At 38.7% G+C, this 17,262-nt stretch carries 15 protein-coding genes, 1 other RNA gene and 1 pseudogene; 11 read left to right on the top strand and 6 right to left on the bottom strand.

From position 1 onward, the window contains the following. The first annotated feature begins 36 nt into the window (after positions 1-36). The 3 genes from L652_RS0114355 to L652_RS0114345 all read left to right on the top strand — a co-directional run bounded on the left by L652_RS0114355 (position 37) and on the right by L652_RS0114345 (position 2,364). Positions 37-594, top strand: coding sequence for a sigma-70 family RNA polymerase sigma factor (locus L652_RS0114355; protein WP_033013498.1), 558 nt, complete (start codon positions 37-39; stop codon positions 592-594). Then, a complete protein-coding gene (locus tag L652_RS0114350; RefSeq protein ID WP_024596746.1) occupies positions 594-1,346 on the top strand; it encodes a DUF3379 family protein in 753 nt (250 codons plus the stop codon). The genes L652_RS0114355 and L652_RS0114350 overlap by 1 nt, the downstream gene beginning before the upstream one ends. 163 nt (positions 1,347-1,509) lie before the next feature. Then, a complete protein-coding gene (locus L652_RS0114345; RefSeq protein ID WP_024596747.1) occupies positions 1,510-2,364 on the top strand; it encodes a Tim44-like domain-containing protein in 855 nt (284 codons plus the stop codon). A 47-nt stretch (positions 2,365-2,411) separates the two neighbouring features. Here the strand turns inward: L652_RS0114345 and ggt are convergent, their stop codons facing one another. Together ggt and L652_RS0114335 are read right to left on the bottom strand one after the other, a co-directional pair. Further along, entirely contained in the window at positions 2,412-4,085 is a 1,674-nt protein-coding gene (gene ggt, locus L652_RS0114340; RefSeq protein WP_024596748.1) for a gamma-glutamyltransferase, read from the bottom strand. Positions 4,086-4,183: 98 nt separating this feature from the next. Continuing rightward, a complete protein-coding gene (locus L652_RS0114335; protein ID WP_024596749.1) occupies positions 4,184-4,726 on the bottom strand; it encodes a GNAT family N-acetyltransferase in 543 nt (180 codons plus the stop codon). A 51-nt stretch (positions 4,727-4,777) separates the two neighbouring features. Between L652_RS0114335 and L652_RS0114330 the strand changes: the two genes are divergently transcribed. Continuing rightward, on the top strand, positions 4,778-5,143 hold the full coding sequence (locus tag L652_RS0114330; RefSeq protein WP_024596750.1) for a hypothetical protein: 366 nt from the start codon (positions 4,778-4,780) through the stop codon (positions 5,141-5,143). A 101-nt stretch (positions 5,144-5,244) separates the two neighbouring features. Here L652_RS0114330 and fabB read toward each other — a convergent pair whose 3' ends face one another. Next, complete coding sequence (fabB, locus tag L652_RS0114325) at positions 5,245-6,456, bottom strand: beta-ketoacyl-ACP synthase I (protein WP_004335606.1); 1,212 nt, start codon at positions 6,454-6,456, stop codon at positions 5,245-5,247. A 179-nt stretch (positions 6,457-6,635) separates the two neighbouring features. On the opposite strand from fabB, the pseudogene mnmC reads away from it, so the two are divergent. Continuing rightward, a pseudogene (mnmC, locus tag L652_RS01000000123860) lies at positions 6,636-8,646 on the top strand (bifunctional tRNA (5-methylaminomethyl-2-thiouridine)(34)-methyltransferase MnmD/FAD-dependent 5-carboxymethylaminomethyl-2-thiouridine(34) oxidoreductase MnmC). A 57-nt stretch (positions 8,647-8,703) separates the two neighbouring features. Here the strand turns inward: mnmC and L652_RS0114315 are convergent. After that, the gene (locus L652_RS0114315; RefSeq protein ID WP_024596751.1) at positions 8,704-10,185 is read right to left on the bottom strand and encodes an OmpA family protein; all 1,482 of its coding nucleotides are present in this window, start codon (positions 10,183-10,185) and stop codon (positions 8,704-8,706) included. A gap of 318 nt (positions 10,186-10,503) precedes the next feature. Here L652_RS0114315 and L652_RS0114305 point away from each other — a divergent pair, with 318 nt between their 5' ends. Both L652_RS0114305 and L652_RS0114300 read left to right on the top strand, forming a co-directional pair. Beyond that, entirely contained in the window at positions 10,504-10,827 is a 324-nt protein-coding gene (locus L652_RS0114305) for a hypothetical protein (protein ID WP_024596752.1), read from the top strand. A 182-nt stretch (positions 10,828-11,009) separates the two neighbouring features. After that, on the top strand, positions 11,010-11,645 hold the full coding sequence (locus tag L652_RS0114300; RefSeq protein WP_024596753.1) for an NAD(P)-binding oxidoreductase: 636 nt from the start codon (positions 11,010-11,012) through the stop codon (positions 11,643-11,645). A gap of 176 nt (positions 11,646-11,821) precedes the next feature. On the opposite strand, the gene L652_RS0114295 is transcribed toward L652_RS0114300, so the two are convergent. Beyond that, positions 11,822-12,580, bottom strand: a complete 759-nt coding sequence (locus L652_RS0114295) for a sulfite exporter TauE/SafE family protein (RefSeq protein ID WP_024596754.1) — start codon at positions 12,578-12,580, stop codon at positions 11,822-11,824. A 186-nt stretch (positions 12,581-12,766) separates the two neighbouring features. Between L652_RS0114295 and L652_RS0114290 the strand changes: the two genes are divergently transcribed. The 3 genes from L652_RS0114290 to L652_RS0114280 all read left to right on the top strand — a co-directional run bounded on the left by L652_RS0114290 (position 12,767) and on the right by L652_RS0114280 (position 15,372). After that, a complete protein-coding gene (locus tag L652_RS0114290; protein ID WP_024596755.1) occupies positions 12,767-13,771 on the top strand; it encodes a YHYH protein in 1,005 nt (334 codons plus the stop codon). Between the two features lie 35 nt (positions 13,772-13,806). Beyond that, entirely contained in the window at positions 13,807-14,103 is a 297-nt protein-coding gene (locus L652_RS0114285) for a hypothetical protein (protein WP_024596756.1), read from the top strand. A gap of 162 nt (positions 14,104-14,265) precedes the next feature. After that, the gene (locus L652_RS0114280) at positions 14,266-15,372 is read left to right on the top strand and encodes a hypothetical protein (protein ID WP_253947730.1); all 1,107 of its coding nucleotides are present in this window, start codon (positions 14,266-14,268) and stop codon (positions 15,370-15,372) included. A gap of 98 nt (positions 15,373-15,470) precedes the next feature. Here the strand turns inward: L652_RS0114280 and ssrA are convergent. Continuing rightward, positions 15,471-15,830: a transfer-messenger RNA gene (gene ssrA / locus L652_RS1000000124585) on the bottom strand. A 263-nt stretch (positions 15,831-16,093) separates the two neighbouring features. Here ssrA and L652_RS0114275 point away from each other — a divergent pair. After that, on the top strand, positions 16,094-17,262 hold a 1,169-nt coding region (locus tag L652_RS0114275; RefSeq protein ID WP_024595066.1), incomplete at its 3' end, for a FapA family protein.

Genomic DNA, 17,262 nt, shown 5'->3' with positions numbered 1-17,262 from the left:
TGCAATAACTAATAATTTTTAATTAAAAAAGTGCTTATGCTTGGAAAGAAAAAATCAAACAATCAGGTCTTAATCGATATGGCAGAGAAACAAAAGCGTTATGAAGCCTTGGTCCACGTTTACAATAAAGAGCTTTATCGCTTTGCTTATTGGTTATGCCGTGATCCGCACATAGCAGATGATTTAGTACAGGAAACGTTTTTACGCGCATGGCGTTCACTCGACTCTTTACTTGATCAAAAGGCAGCTAAACCTTGGCTGCTTACTATATTACGAAGAGAAAACGCACGCCGATTTGAACGTAAACAGTTTGATTACAGCGACGTAGAAAACGATATGCTTGTTGATGAAACCAGCCATTCATTAGACGATGAAATGGAACAAACGGTAATTCAACGCCAGATTGCACTGCTATCTGATGAATACCGAGAGCCATTATTACTGCAAGTTGTAATGGGCTGCTCTGGTGAAGAAATTGCAGGCATACTTAATTTAAATAAAAACACGGTAATGACTCGTTTATACCGTGCCAGAAATCAACTTAAAGAGGCTTTAAGCCGTGATGATGAACAACTTAAAGGGGCATCAAAATAATGGATGAACTTGAGTTTCGTCGCCGCACTATTGCGCAGCCAAACGACATTGACAAGGAGCTTATGGAGTTTGCTGACAATAACCCAGAGCGACAAAGTTTTATTAACGATATGAAAGATTTTGATAAATTCATTCAAGATTCTTTAGATATACCTGTGCCTGAAAATCTTGCAGACCGCATTCTTTTAAACACATCGTTAAAAGAAAAAGCACTCCAAGAAGAACAAGCAACTGGTAAAAACATGGTTGATGCTCGATCGCGTTTTAAGTTTGATCGTGTACATCTTGCGTTAGCAGCGTCTTTTGTAGTGGCGATTAGTGCCTTCTTTTTTAGTACAGAGCAAAATATTGCACACGAAGCGGGTGAGCATGCGCTTGCCCATGTGTATTACGAAATTAATGCGCTTGATAAAAAAGAGCCCATTAGCCTACAAAGCGTTAACGACAAGCTTGCAGTATTAGGTGGTCACCTTGATGAACTTCCTGGCGCTGTAACTTATGCGATGTTTTGTGATTTTAAAGGCGAAAAAGGACTGCATTTAATATTTGAGTCTGACTTTGGTCCTATGACGGTATTTATAGTGCCTTCTGAAAATAAATCATTTGGTTTTGGGGATGACAACTTCCGCGATGAGCGCTTTGAAGGTCACATTAATCGTGGCTCACAAGCTGATACTATTTTAGTGGCAAGTCTTGGAGCACCTCTAGATACATACAATGAACGCGTTACTGGCGCAATTCGTTGGCTTTAAAATAGACAAATTTACCGCTTAGTTTCTACTGAGCGGTTTTTTGATTATATACTCACTACAAAGCGTTTATTCTCTCCCCAAAACCTCTGATTTTTAAAGTAATTAATTAAATTTCTAAAGAAAGTAAATTATAATCGCGGCTCGATTTTAATTAGGGAATTTCATGAAGAACATCATCGTTATTTTTTCATTATTGGCATTATTATGTACTGCCAGTTTTGATGCACACGCACGTAAAAAGTTTGGCAGTAGTAAACGCGGACAGACACCTGCAACACAACAAACAGCGCAAAAACAGCAAACAGATACAACAACACCTAACGCTGCACCTAAAGCCACATCAAATAAAAAAGGCATTATGGCAGGCGTTTTTGGGGGACTTTTAGCGGGTGGCTTAATTGCAGCAATGTTAGGCGACGATTTTGAAGGTTTTCAGCTATTAGAAATGATTTTATTAGCTGGCGGACTCTTTATTTTATTTAAGCTAGTAACGGGCTTTTTACGTGCTAATCGTGCCCCACAACTTGCCAGTGCAAGTACAAGTGCTCAGCAAAATGCTTTTAAACAAGCACCTATCGAGCAACCAACAAGTACAGGCTTTGCAAGCAGCGCCCCACAAGGTGAAAGTGTGCCTTTTAATTTACCACCTAACTTTGACGTTAATGGCTTTTTGCAAGGTGCCCGTAGTCATTACCATACGCTACAAACTGCATGGAACAATGCCGATTACACCACAATGGCTGAATACTTAAGCCCTGCACTTGTTGCCGAGTTTAAAGCTGAACGTGAAGCTATACAAAGCGTAGAAACAGAAGTGATGTTTATTGATGCCGAACTTGTGCGCGCAGATACAAACGCGCAATCGTGGCAGGTTAGTGTTCGCTTTAAAGGTAAGTACCGTGATTTAGGCGATAAAAAAGAAGAGCCTATTTTAGAAATCTGGCACTTAGAGCGTCTAATTTCAGACGACGCTCCATGGCTAATAGTGGGTGTTGAAGATTTAATTGATACTCAATAATTTTGTATTGTTTAAAGCACCGCGCTTTTAGCGCGGTGTTTTTTTATTTAAAAAACAATTGATTTACCACGTCCTGATGCTTCAGAAGCGGCATCTAATTGGCCCTCTTTATTAATAATAACGTGTAAGTCACCAAAGTGATTCTCATCTATGGTGTAGCCCATTTTTGTAAGCTCTGCTTTTACGCTATCGGTTAAACCTATGTGTGTTCTAATTATATTTTTAGGCCACAGTTGATGATGAAAACGAGGGCTATTTACAACCTGCTCTGCAGTCATATCAAACTCTACCGCATTTAAGATAGATTCGTACACAGAGCTAATAATCGTTGTGCCACCTGGCGAGCCTGTCACCATTTTAACGGTGTTGTCTTTAAGGAGTATTGTAGGCGTCATAGAGCTAAGCATACGCTTGTGCGGCTGTATTTCGTTAGCTTTGCCGCCTATTGCACCAAACACATTCATAACGCCTGGTTTGGCACTAAAATCGTCCATTTCATCATTTAAAATAAACCCTGCACCTTCAACAACTACACCGCTACCAAACCCTAAGTTTATTGTGGTGGTATTTGCGACAGCGTTACCCATTTTATCAACGATTGAAAAGTGTGTAGTTTGCTCACTTTCTTTAAGGCCCGGTTTAATATTTTCGGTAGTCGAGATAGCGGTTAACGAAATGCCATTACTGCGCTCTTTGAGGTAGTTAATATTAGTTAATGCGTTGACTGGTACATCAAAAAAATCAGGATCGCCCAAATACTCCGCCCTATCTGCAAATACACGTTTACCTATTTCAGAAAGTAAGTGTACATACTGAGTTGAGTTATGCGCTAAGCCCGCATCTGGTTTTTGTAACTCATACATTTTAAGCCACTGTAAAATAGCAATACCACCTGAACTCGGCGGTGGAGAAGTAAGTACTTCATAACCATTCCAACTCGCTTTAATAGGTGTACGTGATTTAGCGGTGTAACCTTTTAAATCATCTTGATTAATTATACCGCCATGTTGGTGCATAAATTTAGCAATAATATTTGCAGTTTCGCCTTTATAAAACCCATCTTGGCCGTTATCACGGATACGCTTTAGCGTCGCCGCTAACTCGGGTTGCTTAAATACTTTATTAGCTTTTACATCAGCAAAGTATTTTTCGAAGTTTACATTTATTTTTTGCTCTTTTAGGTGGGCTATATAATTGCTCACACCTTTTGCTAACTTAGGCGGAACTACAAACCCTTGCTCAGCCAACGTTACCGCTGGTTGTACTAATTCTTCCCACTTTAAAGTGCCATGTTTTTGATGAGCAAGCCACATGCCCGCTACACTGCCAGGTACACCGCTTGCGTGAATGCCATATATTGATTTGTTTGCAATAACATTACCTTGCTCATCTAAATACATATCACGATGAGCCGCTGTTGGCGCTGTTTCGCGATAATCTATAAAATCGCCCTTGCCATCTTTTTGAATAAGCATAAATCCCCCGCCGCCAATATTGCCGGCTTCAGGAAGCGTTACTGCAAGTACAAATTGTGCCGTAATAGCCGCATCAACAGCATTACCGCCTTGCTCTAATATACTTTTAGCAGCATAGGCACTGAACGAGTCAGGCATTGCTACCGCGCTTTGCGATAAAGGCTGCGCTAAAACACTAAAAGCAGCGAACTGTAAAACCAGCACACTTTTGACAATTAATTTATTTGGTGAAAAAAGCAATCCCATACAACATCCTTAATTTATTATTTTTTAGTTACGCATTCTTATTAATGCACGTCACTTAAGGACAGGTCAATCTTTATACTGTTGATATTTAATCATCTTTAAACACTTTTTGAATAAAGCACCGCAGGTAAGTCGCCTTGCTCGTCTGTATGTGTATAATTTTTTATAAATTGCAGACCTAGCTTTTTCATTATATTTATAGAGGCCGTATTATCTTTTAGTGCCGTTGCACTTATCGCCTTAACGTCATCTTGCTTTATAAGTTCATCACATAATGCTAAAGCCGCCTCGGTTGCATAACCATGCCCCCAACTTGCTTGCTTAAAGCGCCAGCCTATTTCAATATCACTGTAGTTTGGTGCATCAGTAAAAAAGCACATAGGCCTTATTAATACCCAGCCTATAAATGTATTGGTTTGCTTTATAGTGATACTCCACAGCCCCCAGCCTTTAAGCTCATTTCGATATGCGAGCATACGAGGCACTCCCTCATTTTTTATTTGCTCTAAAGAGGTAGGTTCACCTCGTGTTAAATACTGCATTACAGCTGGGTCTTGGTCGAGTTCAAATAATTGAGGCCAATCATGCTCATTCATTAATTTAAAATTTAATCGTTTTGTTACGGGGGCGTTCATTTTCATTGTTGTATAGTCTGCCTCGAATTAATTATCAGTCTCTAAAGGAGATAGCACATGAATAAATTAGCAGGTTTAGCTTTATTAGGCACTTTAATTACATTAACTGGTTGTGAAGATGCCAACGAAGTAAAAGAAGATGCAAAAGATAAAAGCGCACAAATGCAAGAAAAGCTTGGTGATGCATGGAACGACGTTAAAGAGACAACTAACGATCTTAAAAATGACGAGTCTTTAAACGAGCTATTAGAGCAAAGTAAAGCAATGGGCTTAGACATGTACGACGACGGCAAAGAGATTGCGGTTGACGCATGGATTAAAAGCAAAGAAGCTGCTGGCGAGTTAACTGAAAAAACTAAGCAAAAAGCGCAAGAAATTGCAGACGAAATTGAGCAAGCGCGTCAAGAACATAACGAAGGTTAATTAAACTTTCGATAATAAAAAAGGAAAGCCTCGGCTTTCCTTTTTTGTTTTGGGCTATTTAGCCCAGTTATGCGTTTGCATATAGGGCTTATAAGCTCAAATTAACCTTTGTACTTACTCATAACTAAAGTCGCGTTTGTGCCACCAAAGCCAAAGCTATTAGACATTACAGTATTTAACTCAACATCACGACGCTCAGTAATAATATCTAAACCTGTCGCTTGCTCATCTAGCTCATCAATATTAATTGAAGGTGCTACAAAGCTGTGCTCTAGCATTAATAATGAGAAGATAGCTTCGTGAACACCTGCAGCACCTAGGGCATGACCCGTCATTGCTTTAGTTGCACTGATCATTGGTGATTTGCCACCAAACACTTCTTGTATCGCACCTAACTCTTTAACATCGCCTACAGGCGTTGATGTGCCGTGCGTATTTAGATAATCAATACTATCTACATCTTGCATAGCTTGGCGCATACAACGTGCTGCACCTTCGCCAGATGGAGCAACCATGTCGTAGCCATCTGATGTTGCACCGTAGCCAACAATTTCAGCGTAAATGTGCGCGCCACGTGCAAGTGCATGTTCAAGTTCTTCAACTACAACAATACCGCCGCCGCCAGAAATAACAAAACCATCGCGATTTGCATCATATGTACGAGATGCTTTTTCAGGTGTTTCATTGTATTTAGTAGAAAGTGCGCCCATTGCGTCAAATTCCATTGCCAATGTCCAGTGTAGCTCTTCACCACCACCAGCAAACACAACGTCTTGCTTGCCAAGCTGAATTTGCTCTACGGCATTACCAATACAATGCGCAGATGTTGCACACGCAGAGCTAATTGAATAGTTAACACCTTTAATTTTAAATGGTGTTGCTAAACAAGCAGATGTAGTGCTCGCCATAGTGCGTGGCACCATATAAGGCCCTACACGTTTTACGCCTTTTTCACGTAAAATATCAGCAGCTTCTACTTGCCATTTAGACGAACCACCGCCAGAGCCAACAATAATACCCGTGCGCTCATTTGATACTTGGTCGTCAGACAAACCTGAGTCTTCAATTGCTTGCGTCATTGAAATATAAGAGTAAGCAGCAGCATCTCCCATAAAGCGCATTGCTTTGCGGTCAACGTGTGCTTTAACGTCAATATCAATTTTACCCGATACGTTACTACGTAACTTATAATCGGCAAATTCTTGATTAAAAGCGATGCCGCTTTTGCCCGTTTTTAACGATTCTAATACTTCTTCTTTGTTGTTACCTATACTTGATACAACACCGATACCTGTAATTACAGCTCTTCTCATGGGTAATTCCCTTAGCTTAATACTTAATTGCATTCTATTTTACGCGAATTTAATCACCTAAGTGGTCAGCTTTCTAGCGTACACTTGTACTCTGAACTGCTAGCTTATAAATAACGCCAGACTATTTCAAAGAAAACCCGTAAAATAATTAAAAAATATATCTATAAAATTAAAAAATCATGATCAAAAATGCACATATACACTTTAATAATTTAGGTACACCTTTCGCTAATGACTTCGGTGATATTTATTTTTCTAATGACGATGGCTTAGCTGAATCGCATTATGTGTATTATGAGCAAAATAATATAGATGCACGATTACAAAATCATGACCAGCCACATTTTGTTATTGCCGAAACCGGCTTTGGTACAGGTTTAAACTTTTTAAATACATGGCAACGCTTTACTGACCACCTTGCACGTCAACAAGTTCAAAATCAATTAGATAATGGTGTTAAACGCTTACACTTTATTTCATTTGAAAAATATCCTCTGCACATAGACGATTTAAACAAAGCACTACAGGCATGGCCTTCATTAAGCGCCTTTAGTAACAAATTATCTAAACAATACCCAATTAATTTAGAAGGATGCCACAGACTCGAATTTGACAATGGACTGGTTGTTCTCGATTTATACTTTGGTGATGCACTTGAATCAATACAAGCAATGAGCTATCCGCAAACAGGAATAGTTGACGCTTGGTATTTAGATGGTTTTGCGCCAAGTAAAAACCCCGAAATGTGGCAGCAAAGTTTATTTAATTCTATGGTCAATATATCAAGGGCAAATGCAACCTTATCAACATTTACTTCAGCAGGTTTTGTTCGCCGTGGATTAATTGATGCAGGCTTTAGTACTAAAAAAGCCAAAGGCTTTGGCCAAAAAAGAGATATGCTTGTTGGCCAACTAGAGTGCGTAAATGATGCTCAATCAGCTCCTGCATATTTTCATCAAGATAGCAGTGCTTTAAAAAATGTAGCGGTCATTGGCGGCGGNTATAGCCAGTAGCTGCATTTTATATAGCTTGGCTAAACGAGGCATAGCAAGCCAATTATTTTGCCAAGATGAAAAACCAGCTATGGGGGCATCGCACAATGTGCAAGGCGCTATTTACCCTCACCTACAAGCAAAAAATTCACCGCACAGTGAATTGTTCGCACATAGCTTTTTATACGCTAAGCGCCTATATAACAACTTACTTAGCAGTGGTTTTAATTTTGATTACGATTGGTGCGGCGTATTACAACACGCAGTAAAAAAGCCTCTGGCCGATAAACATGAAAACTTAGCACAAAAACAACTGTGGCCAACCCAGCTAATGCACAACGTAACTGCAGAGCAAGGCGACGAAATAGCCGGCGTAGAAACAGGTTATTCGGGCGTGTTTTTTGAACAAGGCGGCTGGGTTAACCCTCCGCAATTAGTAAACGCCATGTTAAGCACTGCAAATAGCATAAACCCATTTAAAAGCGTATTTAACTGCAATATAAAACAGCTTAAAAAAACTGACAGCGGTTGGTTTTTATTAACGAATGATGAGCAGTTAGGTCCTTTTAGTGATGTAATTATTTGTGCGGGCGAGCACAGCGATGCATTTGAGCAAACAAAAGCGCTACCAATAGTAGGCGTACGCGGGCAAGTTTCACATATTGAGGCAAGTGAGCAATCACGCAAACTTAAAACAGTGCTGTGCCATAAAGGGTATTTTACCCCAGCCTATTTAGATCATCACTGTATGGGTGCCACGTTTGAAAAAAATACCAAAAGCCGTCAAGTTACAGCGCTCGACAATCAGTTAAACCAAGAGCAACTTCTTAGCTTTTATCAGCAAAGTGAATTTGCCTCAACCCTTGGCAATATTACCTCGGCAAAAGCAGCTGTACGATGCACATTTATAGATCACCTACCAATGGCAGGGCAATGGTGCGAACAAAGTGATTATACAATGGCCTTTGCTAACTTACGCTTAGGTAAACGCTATCAGTACGAGCAACTTAATAAGCCACAACAAGGCCTACATATTTTTACCGGCTTTGGCGCCCGCGCTTTATGTAGCGCACCGCTAAGTGCAGAACATCTCGTAAGTTGTTTAAATAACGAGCCTCGCCCATTAAGCGAACGTGTAAGCCAAGCTATTCACCCTGCTCGGTTTATAGTACGAGATTTAATTCGTAATAAAATTTAAATGAGGTATACACATTCAAATAATAGATCTAATGTGTATATAAATTAAAAACGTAAATTATTTTGAACTAGACAACCTTTCAACTAATTCAACACGGCGGTTTAGTTCACGACCTAAATCATTTTTATTAGTTGCAACGGGTGAATAAGGACCCGCTCCTTGAGCTAATAACCTTTCTTTAGCTACCCCATAATCAGTAATTAATGCGTTAACAACCGCATCAGCACGGCGCTTTGAAAGGTTTATATTATAATTAGGCGAGCCTTTATCATCGGTATGACCAACAACATATAAACTCAATTTTTTATTTTTTTCCATAACTTGAGCAATAACATCTAACGCCTCTTTAGATTCAGCTTTAATAGTGGCTTTATCATAATCAAATAAAATACCGTAAATAGACGCCTTTCCTTTTTGCTCTAACTGCTCAAGAACTTTATCACTATTCGTTTCTATTAAGCCTGTCACTAAGGGCTCTGTACGAGCAATAACAAGCTGAATACGAGAATCGCCATTATAGTTACCTATAAAAAAGGCAACGTAGGTAGTTTGCTCATTTAGAGTGTTTTTCATAACTTGATATCTAGGTTGGTGAAAGTAGTTATAAACAGGTTTGATTGCCAGCTTATCGCCTAATGCTTGAATCTCTTTTCTTTTTGTACCGCATTCATTTTTTTGACAAGAAAATACGGTTTCAAAACCTTCTTTAGTCAAAGCACTCACATAGTTATGATAAATTTTTAACGTCGATACTTTATTCGCAATATAAGTAATTCGCGTTAAATCTCCTGTAACATCAAGCATAGGTGAAGTACTCGTTTTTTTATCAGACTTGCCAATTGGGATACTAAACTCCTCATAATCAATATTTTGATAATCCTCGATATAGCTACCAGGGTAACGACTTAATAAAGGATGATCTGCAGAACCTTTAAGATCTCCATGTGTAGATTTTTTTATTTTATTATTAACTTTTTTCTTGAATGCTTCAAAATCAGCTTTTATTAGTCCAGTTTCAATTTCTTTAATATTGGTCGTAGTCAAAAGCGCTTGTGTCGTATTTTTATATTGTCCAACAAATAACGAAATGGCAGCTTCAGGAGCCTCTCCTTTTGTTGCGTAAATATAATGTGGTTGTCCGTAATAACTAGACACGTTGAAATAGCTCGACTCTTCAGCCAGCAATTTATCCTCTCGCTTTTCATAACAATCGTTTAAAGAACATGTATACAAAACTTTAAATCCAGCATCATTTAAAGCGTCTTTGTAGTTTTCTATTACCTTTAAAGAAGCAACATTCTTTATTTGATAAGAAAAATGACTTACATCACCAATAAATGTCTTATATTCAAATTTTTGAGATTTTTTTAGCGCAGGGTTAAAGACTGATACAAACTGTGCTTCTTCACCCGCTAAAGTGACTTTTTCTTCTAATTTCGCATCGGGGTAAGCCGTTAGTAATAGCTTTGCTTGCAGGTTAAACGCGCAGCACAGGTAGGCAGTACAAATTAAAAGTACTTTGATAATACTATTTTTCATGGAAATTCCTTTTAAAGTATTAGTTTACATTAGCACTATGCCTAATGAGCAAACTTAATTCAACGATCCTTATTTGTGTAACTTTTTCACACTTCAACGTATAACTGAAGTGCAGCCATATTAAGAGTTGTATAATGCGTCGGTTAATAAGCTGTTTAAATAACGAGCCTCGCCCATTAAGCGAACGTGTAAGCCAAGCTATTCACCCTGCTCGGTTTATAGTACGAGATTTAATTCGTAATAAAATTTAAATGACAAAGGTGCTTATTGAGGTAAGATGAGTACCAATAAATGGAATTTATTATTTAAAGGACTTTAATGAAAACTTTAGCATTTTTAATAATACTGCTATGCACTCTATCGTTTAATGTACTTAGCCAAAACGTCACTGAAATCCCACTTCCTGAAGAGTTTGTTACAACAATGGATGTAGCCGGCGAATATCCAATGGTACGCACTGGTTATTTAACAGATTCAATTTCTGATATCGCTCGCTTTTATCAGCAAAAATTAGGAGAGCCGTTAAAAACAAGCGGCAATAATACATATCGCACTTTGTTTTATAATTACCAAGAACATAAGGTTCGTATTAGTCTATATCGCCGTAGTTATGTGACCGAAGTGAGTATAATGGTTGAATAAAAAGTTCTAAAAAACACGCCAAAAGCAGCTAATTTTAATACTCAGTTAAGTATTGAATTTTAATTAAAGTATTTTTTGAAATTAGCTCATTTAAACTCTTTTTTACCCTTTAAAAATTATCCCCTACCCCAAGGTCTGTTTGTAAGCACATTACTTTTACTATTTATTGGAAGGAGTTAATTATGAGTAAGACCCTAATTATTGGCGCAAGCGGACAAATAGGTAAAATGGCAACTGAGCTACTTTTAGAAAATGAGCAAAATGTTGTGGCATTAGTGCGTGACAAAAATAAGCTAAGTGATTTAAACAGCTCTTTTTTAACTATTGTTGAGCAAAATCTTGAAGGCGATTTTGGCAAAGCAATAAAAGGCTGTGACCAAGTGATTTTTGCTGCAGGTTCTGGCGGAAGTACAGGCGATGATAAAACTGTACTTATTGATTTATGGGCTGCAACTAAAGCAGCTACCTTTGCAAAAGAGCATGGCGTTAAACACTTTATTATGGTCAGCTCAATCGGTGCAGACGACCCAGATTCGATTCAAGGTGATTTAAAACCTTACTTAGTTGCCAAGCACATGGCTGACGAGCACTTAATAAATAGTGGTTTAAATTATACCATTGTTCGCCCTGGTACACTGACTGATGATAGTGCTTCAATGCAAGTAACAACGCAGCGACCAAGTGATCGTTCTGAGGCTAAAATTAGCCGCGAAAACGTAGCCAATGCATTATTACATATTGCGACTAACTCATTTATTAGTAACCGCATTTTTGAGTTATTTGATGGCGACAAACCAATTAAAGCCGCTGTTAAATAAGCTTTAATACCAATTTATTTAAACGTATAAACAATTATTGCAGATTAGTATAGTTCATCGATAAGCCCAAAAATTACAGTGTAGTCGCTCTGCACCGGTAGTTTTTAGGCAATGAATTGTTTAATTCGCTTAAGTGATTTATGTTTAATAAAATTAAATTTACTCCACTAAGTAAATTAGTGGAGTAATATTTTAATACCTTGCCAACCGAGTTGTAGCGTTAATAACGTTAAAACGACTCTAAAAATACGCTCAAATTTATCCCCAGACATACTTTTAAGTAATTTAATTCCAAACCAAGTACCTACAGCACCACTTATTATCATAGCAATTACAAGCGGCATCCATTGCCAAAAACTAAAGCCAACAGCACCATAAATTACCGCTTTTAATAAATGCTGCACACTCATAATGCTCGAAAACGTTGCCGTAAATTTTAACTTTTCGTAATTATTTATATATAAACAGCTACCAACTAATGGCCCGCTCGCTCCCACAAACATAGAAATAAAAGTCGTTATGCCACCGGCGACCATACGCCATAACTTAGAGGTTAATTTTACTGGCGGTGTTTTACCCCACAGTAAATAAATAACAAAAATAGCGACCACTAACTTCATAGCATCAAGCGATATATCATCAATAACAAAACTTGATAACCCCGCCCCTACTAAGCCGCCTAACGCAAAATATACAAACATGCTTTTATCAATATGCTTAAAGCTGAGTAATAACCTATTTGCATTAGAGCCAAGCTGTACTAAACCATGCACAGGCACAACAACTGCCATAGGCATAAACGACGCCATAACAACAAGCAACATTAGCCCGCCACCCGCACCAAATGCAGCAGATATAAAAGAAGTAAAGCCAGCGGTGATCATCATTAATAGAAACAAAAATAAAGACATACTGTCGGGAAATAAAAAGTCCATAAAACTCCACTGCCTATTTAGGTACTTTAAAGTCGCAGTATTTTAAACAATAAAAGGTACAACATACACCTATAGCAAGTGTTATAAGTCTCTATTTCAGGCAATGTATTATGTTGCGTTGTTTTTGCACTTTGTTTGCACATTTAACAAATATTATACATCCAACTTCATTACCGGATATTTCTGATGAGAAAACTTAACGCACCAATTTTAGCACCGCTTACAGTGTGCATACTTGCACTGGGCTTAGCTGCCTGTAACGGTAGTGATGCTGAAAATACCGTCGTAACTGAAACAACCACCGATGAGGGCACTACAACAGATACTTCAACCGATTTCGTTGTTGAAGTTGACCCTTTTAACTTTGAAAGCGATGCGCTCATTTCATCAATTACAACTCAAACATGTACGCTAAGTAATGGCGATGAAGCTTCATGCTACAAAATTGATATAGCCGGTGCGCCTTCAAATTACGAGATTGGTGTATTCTGCCCTAGAAATATCACATCAACAGCAGACGAAGCCGGTATTTGGTTTGATGGCACCGGTGAGGTTTACGATATAACTGGCGACTTTATTTTAAATCTACCAACATTGTATAACGATAGCCATTGGAAGCTATACGACGAAGGTACAGGCCTTGTAAATGTAACAGACACACAAGAATCGTGTGATGGTGCTGCACGTCCAAACGTAGAGGAGCAATACCAAAATCACTGCGTAGAATGCTCTATTGATTATGTTGATGGCGGTATATCAGAATCATTTTTAATACCAATAACGCCTGTTGCAACCACTCAAAATAGCAGTATTGGTAACACTAATGTAGGTGTTGCTCTAAATGGTGTTGTACTTGCTGCACCCGCCCCTGTTGAGGCTATTTTAGGCGCATACACTATTGCAGCCTTTGATGATTGCGCCGGGCATATTAACTTAGTAGCAGGTTATCACTACCACGGTGAAGCAGGCTGTAGCCAAACACAAATCCAATCAGACGGTCATGCCGCCATGATGGGTTATGCACTCGATGGATTTGGTATATTTGGCATGCTTAACGAAGATGGATTAGAACCCACTGATTTAGACGAATGTAGAGGCCACACCGACGATACACGCGGATACCACTACCATGCAGCCGATGTATCTGAAAACATGTTTATTGGTTGTTTTAAAGGTGCTACCGCAAGATAACTCGCATTCTGGCCAAATAATTAACTGAGATACTAATGAAAATATTTAACGTAATAAAAGCATTAACCACTGGCTTTTTACTTGCTACCTCATGCTCAGCGCTAAGTCATGCAGGCCACGGCTCAAACGCGCCTTGGGAAGCATGTGAAGAAAAAGCCATTAATGAAGGTTGTAGCTACACAAGCCATGATAAAAAAGCGACAGGCACATGCCAAGCAATGAACAAAGTACTTATGTGCGTTCGAAATAAACCACTTGAAACATTAATAGACAAAGCAACCCAACCTGCCAGTGATCAAAAGCAATCTGTAAAATCACTCGCAAAACGATAAAGTAAAGTAACAGCTACACGCCAAAGTCTTAACGCTGTTTGTTAAGGCTTTTTTTAATCACAAATCATTAGAAAGCATACCCTTTATCTGTTAAATTAGCTTTGTGTATCAAATAATAAAAATAAAATTCCAAAAATGGAATTACACAAGCAAGGTACTAACGTGAGCGCTACATTTAAAATTGTTTTTAATGGTCAGTTATATCAAAATACTGACCTTACCTCTGCCCAAGAAAAACTTAGCCAACTTCTAAATATTCCTCATAATATTGTTGTTCAGTTATTTGATGGAAAAGCTTACGCTTTAAAAAAAGACTTATCGAGTATTGATGCTGTTAAAACAGAATCCTCACTAAAAAAGCTAGGATTAATTACTAAAGTAGAACCGCAACTCTCTACTTTAACCTCTCAATCTAAAAATAATCAAATAGCACTCACTGAGCACAGTAAAAATACAGATAAACACATTAGTGAAAGTACTGAAGGCAAAAGTATCTCAGTACAAAGTGAACGCCTAGATACGGGCAAAGCCCCAAATACAGCTGCCGCTATTAAGCAAAGTTATAATAAATATAAACTACTGCGTAACACTTTAAAAAGCGCATTGTACTTTTGCTATAGCGCACTTTGTATTATTACCTTAATAGGCGTAGTGATCAGTGTTAATGCACTTAAAAACAACTTTGGCATTCTAAATAACGGAACTACAAATAACACAACTACAAACAACTTAAGTTACCAAAATTATAAACAATATTTGATTGATCAAAATAGCCTAAATCAACCAGCAAAAAAAGTAACAAACGAGCGAACAGCTAACCCTACACAGCAAAAAAGTAATGAGTACTTTAGACGCTTTTCATCGCTAATAAATAGCTACGCGCAAAGTACCGGACAAGCTGATATAAAAACGATGGGGGGTGACAAATTACAACAGCATCTGCAAGAAATAGATGACCTAGGCCCTAAAAATGAATTTTGGCAGCAACTGATACAACTTTCAAAAGGCTTAGATAACGATAAACATGCAATAGGGATGCTAAACAATACTGACCCCGCCAAAGTACAATGGATAAACGCGGTAGATTGGATCAGCCAAAGCTATATTAGGCAACATCAAAACTCGCAAACTACAAACAGCTCTCCTGTCACCACCGATGAGCCAAGTAACCCTATACTTAACCTAACGTTGTTAATAAGTATGCTGTCGTTATTTAGCCTGCTTGTGATTGCAATAAAAATGAAGCTACGCGCAATAAGACATTCTTAAACTTTATTTTATAAATTCCATAAAAAAACCCGCAAATTTGAATTAACAAATTTGCGGGTTTCTTATGGTTTTCGAATAACGAGTTCAAAAACCTTTATTGGTGGAGCTGGGGGGATTTGAACCCCCGTCCGAAAAGCCTCGACCGTCGGTACTACATGTTTAGTATTGTCATTTAATTAACCTTTAAGTCCCGGACAAACACGGTAAATAAAGGCGAGGCCGCTTAGTTTTAACGCTTCAACCCCGGCCAGGGTTTCCGTCGCGATCAGGTGTTAGGGTGACACTCCAAAATCCAGTCCACAAGAATACATGGAAGGAGCGCTAGCCAGCCTAAGCTGCTAGAGAGTAGTTATCGTCGTTTGCGATTACTNCTTTAGGTTGCGGCTGTTTAACGAGGCAAACCGCACCTCGACATGCACCTTGGGCTTCTTGAATTCCGTCGAATCCTAATCAGCCCCTGAATTAGTAACTCAATTCAGAGCGTGCAAACAGTATAACTGAGTAAAGTACTGATACTCAAGGCCTAGTAACGCTTTATTTTAATTGCGTGCACTAACCGAGCATTAAGTAACCAAAATTTAGTTTATGCAAGCCCATATAAACATTTGCTTAACAATGTGTTTAACCTGTGTTCAAATAAGGAGTTAAGGTTTTTGTCATTTCTAAACCTTTAGTTGTAAAAAACAAAAATAATAACAGGCATAGAGTAGGGAATTAATAAATGTCGGTTTTTTCATTTGATCAAAATACAGGGTTTGTCTCTTTAGTTAGTCACCCTATTGATAGTGGCTTTCCTGTTACGAGTACTCAGCTTACGCAAATGCTCGAACAATCTGAGTTTAGTGAGTACGAAGCTGTCATTGCCAATATTGGAAAGCTTTTTGCGCCAACTAAAAACTATCAGGAAGTATCACTTGTCGTTGCTAAAGCGGTAGATGCGTCGCTTGTCATTAATATTGATGAAAAAAACATGGTCGCAGAAGCAACATTAACTACCGCTAAAGGTGGTGCGCTTTTGTCTATGGAAGGTGCGCAAAAAGCGCTTGCTGATGCAGGTGTTAAAAAAGGAATAAGCCCACGCGCGCTTGATACCTTTTTAGGCCAGCAGTTTGAAAAACCAGCAGGAAGCTCTTATAGCGCCATAATTGCACATGGGCGTAATCCTAAAAAAGGCAGCGATGCTAAATTTGTGCGCTTATGCTCAACAGCCCAAGACCGTGTGCTTAGCCCACAAGCTAAGGAAGGTGGTAAGGTTGATATGAAAAATCTTGGCGCTATTATCACCGTAAAACCTGGTACTCCCTTAATGCAGCGTATTGCCGCTACTCCTGGAGAAGATGGCTATACGGTATTTGGCGATTCAATTAGTGCAAAACCAGGTACAGATCACCAACTCCAGCCTTTCGAAGGTACAAAAGTAGATCCTAATAATCCTAATATGCTTATTGCCGACTGCAAAGGTGTGCCCGTTGCCCTACCCCGAGGTATGCGTGTAGATGACGTTTTATGCTTTGATAACGTAGATGTAAGTACAGGCCACGTTGATTTTGATGGTAGCGTAATTATTACTGGCGATATTAAAGACGGCATGCGTGTAAAAGCCAATGGTGATATTACGGTACTGGGTTTTGTAGAATCAGGAGCTGTTGAAAGTAAAAGTGCGGTAACCATTATGCTTGGCGCAATTGGTAGAAAACGTGAAGGCGAGGAAGCATTTACATGCTCTATAACCGCTCTGCGAACTATTTCTATTGGTTATGCTCAGTACTGCAATATTAAATCCGAACAAGATTTATTTATTGAACGCCAAGCTCTACATTGTGATTTAAGTGCTAGGCGGTTAATACGTGTAGGCAAAGCAAACGATCCGCGAGGTAAAATTATTGGCGG

This window comes from Pseudoalteromonas sp. TB25 (assembly GCF_000497995.1).
In the GTDB taxonomy this organism is placed as follows: Bacteria; Pseudomonadota; Gammaproteobacteria; order Enterobacterales; family Alteromonadaceae; genus Pseudoalteromonas; species Pseudoalteromonas distincta.
The sequence above is the reverse complement of the archived record's forward strand: the minus strand, read 5'-3'. Positions and strand labels throughout refer to the sequence as shown.

Coding starts and splice junctions, on each gene's coding strand:
- L652_RS0114300 (WP_024596753.1), top strand. CDS start 11,010: ATGAGTAAGACCCTAATTATTGGCGCAAGCGGACAAATAGGTAAAATG.
- L652_RS0114335 (WP_024596749.1), bottom strand. CDS start 4,726: ATGAAAATGAACGCCCCCGTAACAAAACGATTAAATTTTAAATTAATG.
- L652_RS0114295 (WP_024596754.1), bottom strand. CDS start 12,580: ATGGACTTTTTATTTCCCGACAGTATGTCTTTATTTTTGTTTCTATTA.
- L652_RS0114355 (WP_033013498.1), top strand. CDS start 37: ATGCTTGGAAAGAAAAAATCAAACAATCAGGTCTTAATCGATATGGCA.
- L652_RS0114290 (WP_024596755.1), top strand. CDS start 12,767: ATGAGAAAACTTAACGCACCAATTTTAGCACCGCTTACAGTGTGCATA.
- L652_RS0114345 (WP_024596747.1), top strand. CDS start 1,510: ATGAAGAACATCATCGTTATTTTTTCATTATTGGCATTATTATGTACT.
- L652_RS0114315 (WP_024596751.1), bottom strand. CDS start 10,185: ATGAAAAATAGTATTATCAAAGTACTTTTAATTTGTACTGCCTACCTG.
- L652_RS0114305 (WP_024596752.1), top strand. CDS start 10,504: ATGAAAACTTTAGCATTTTTAATAATACTGCTATGCACTCTATCGTTT.
- fabB (WP_004335606.1), bottom strand. CDS start 6,456: ATGAGAAGAGCTGTAATTACAGGTATCGGTGTTGTATCAAGTATAGGT.
- L652_RS0114350 (WP_024596746.1), top strand. CDS start 594: ATGGATGAACTTGAGTTTCGTCGCCGCACTATTGCGCAGCCAAACGAC.
- ggt (WP_024596748.1), bottom strand. CDS start 4,085: ATGGGATTGCTTTTTTCACCAAATAAATTAATTGTCAAAAGTGTGCTG.
- L652_RS0114285 (WP_024596756.1), top strand. CDS start 13,807: ATGAAAATATTTAACGTAATAAAAGCATTAACCACTGGCTTTTTACTT.
- L652_RS0114330 (WP_024596750.1), top strand. CDS start 4,778: ATGAATAAATTAGCAGGTTTAGCTTTATTAGGCACTTTAATTACATTA.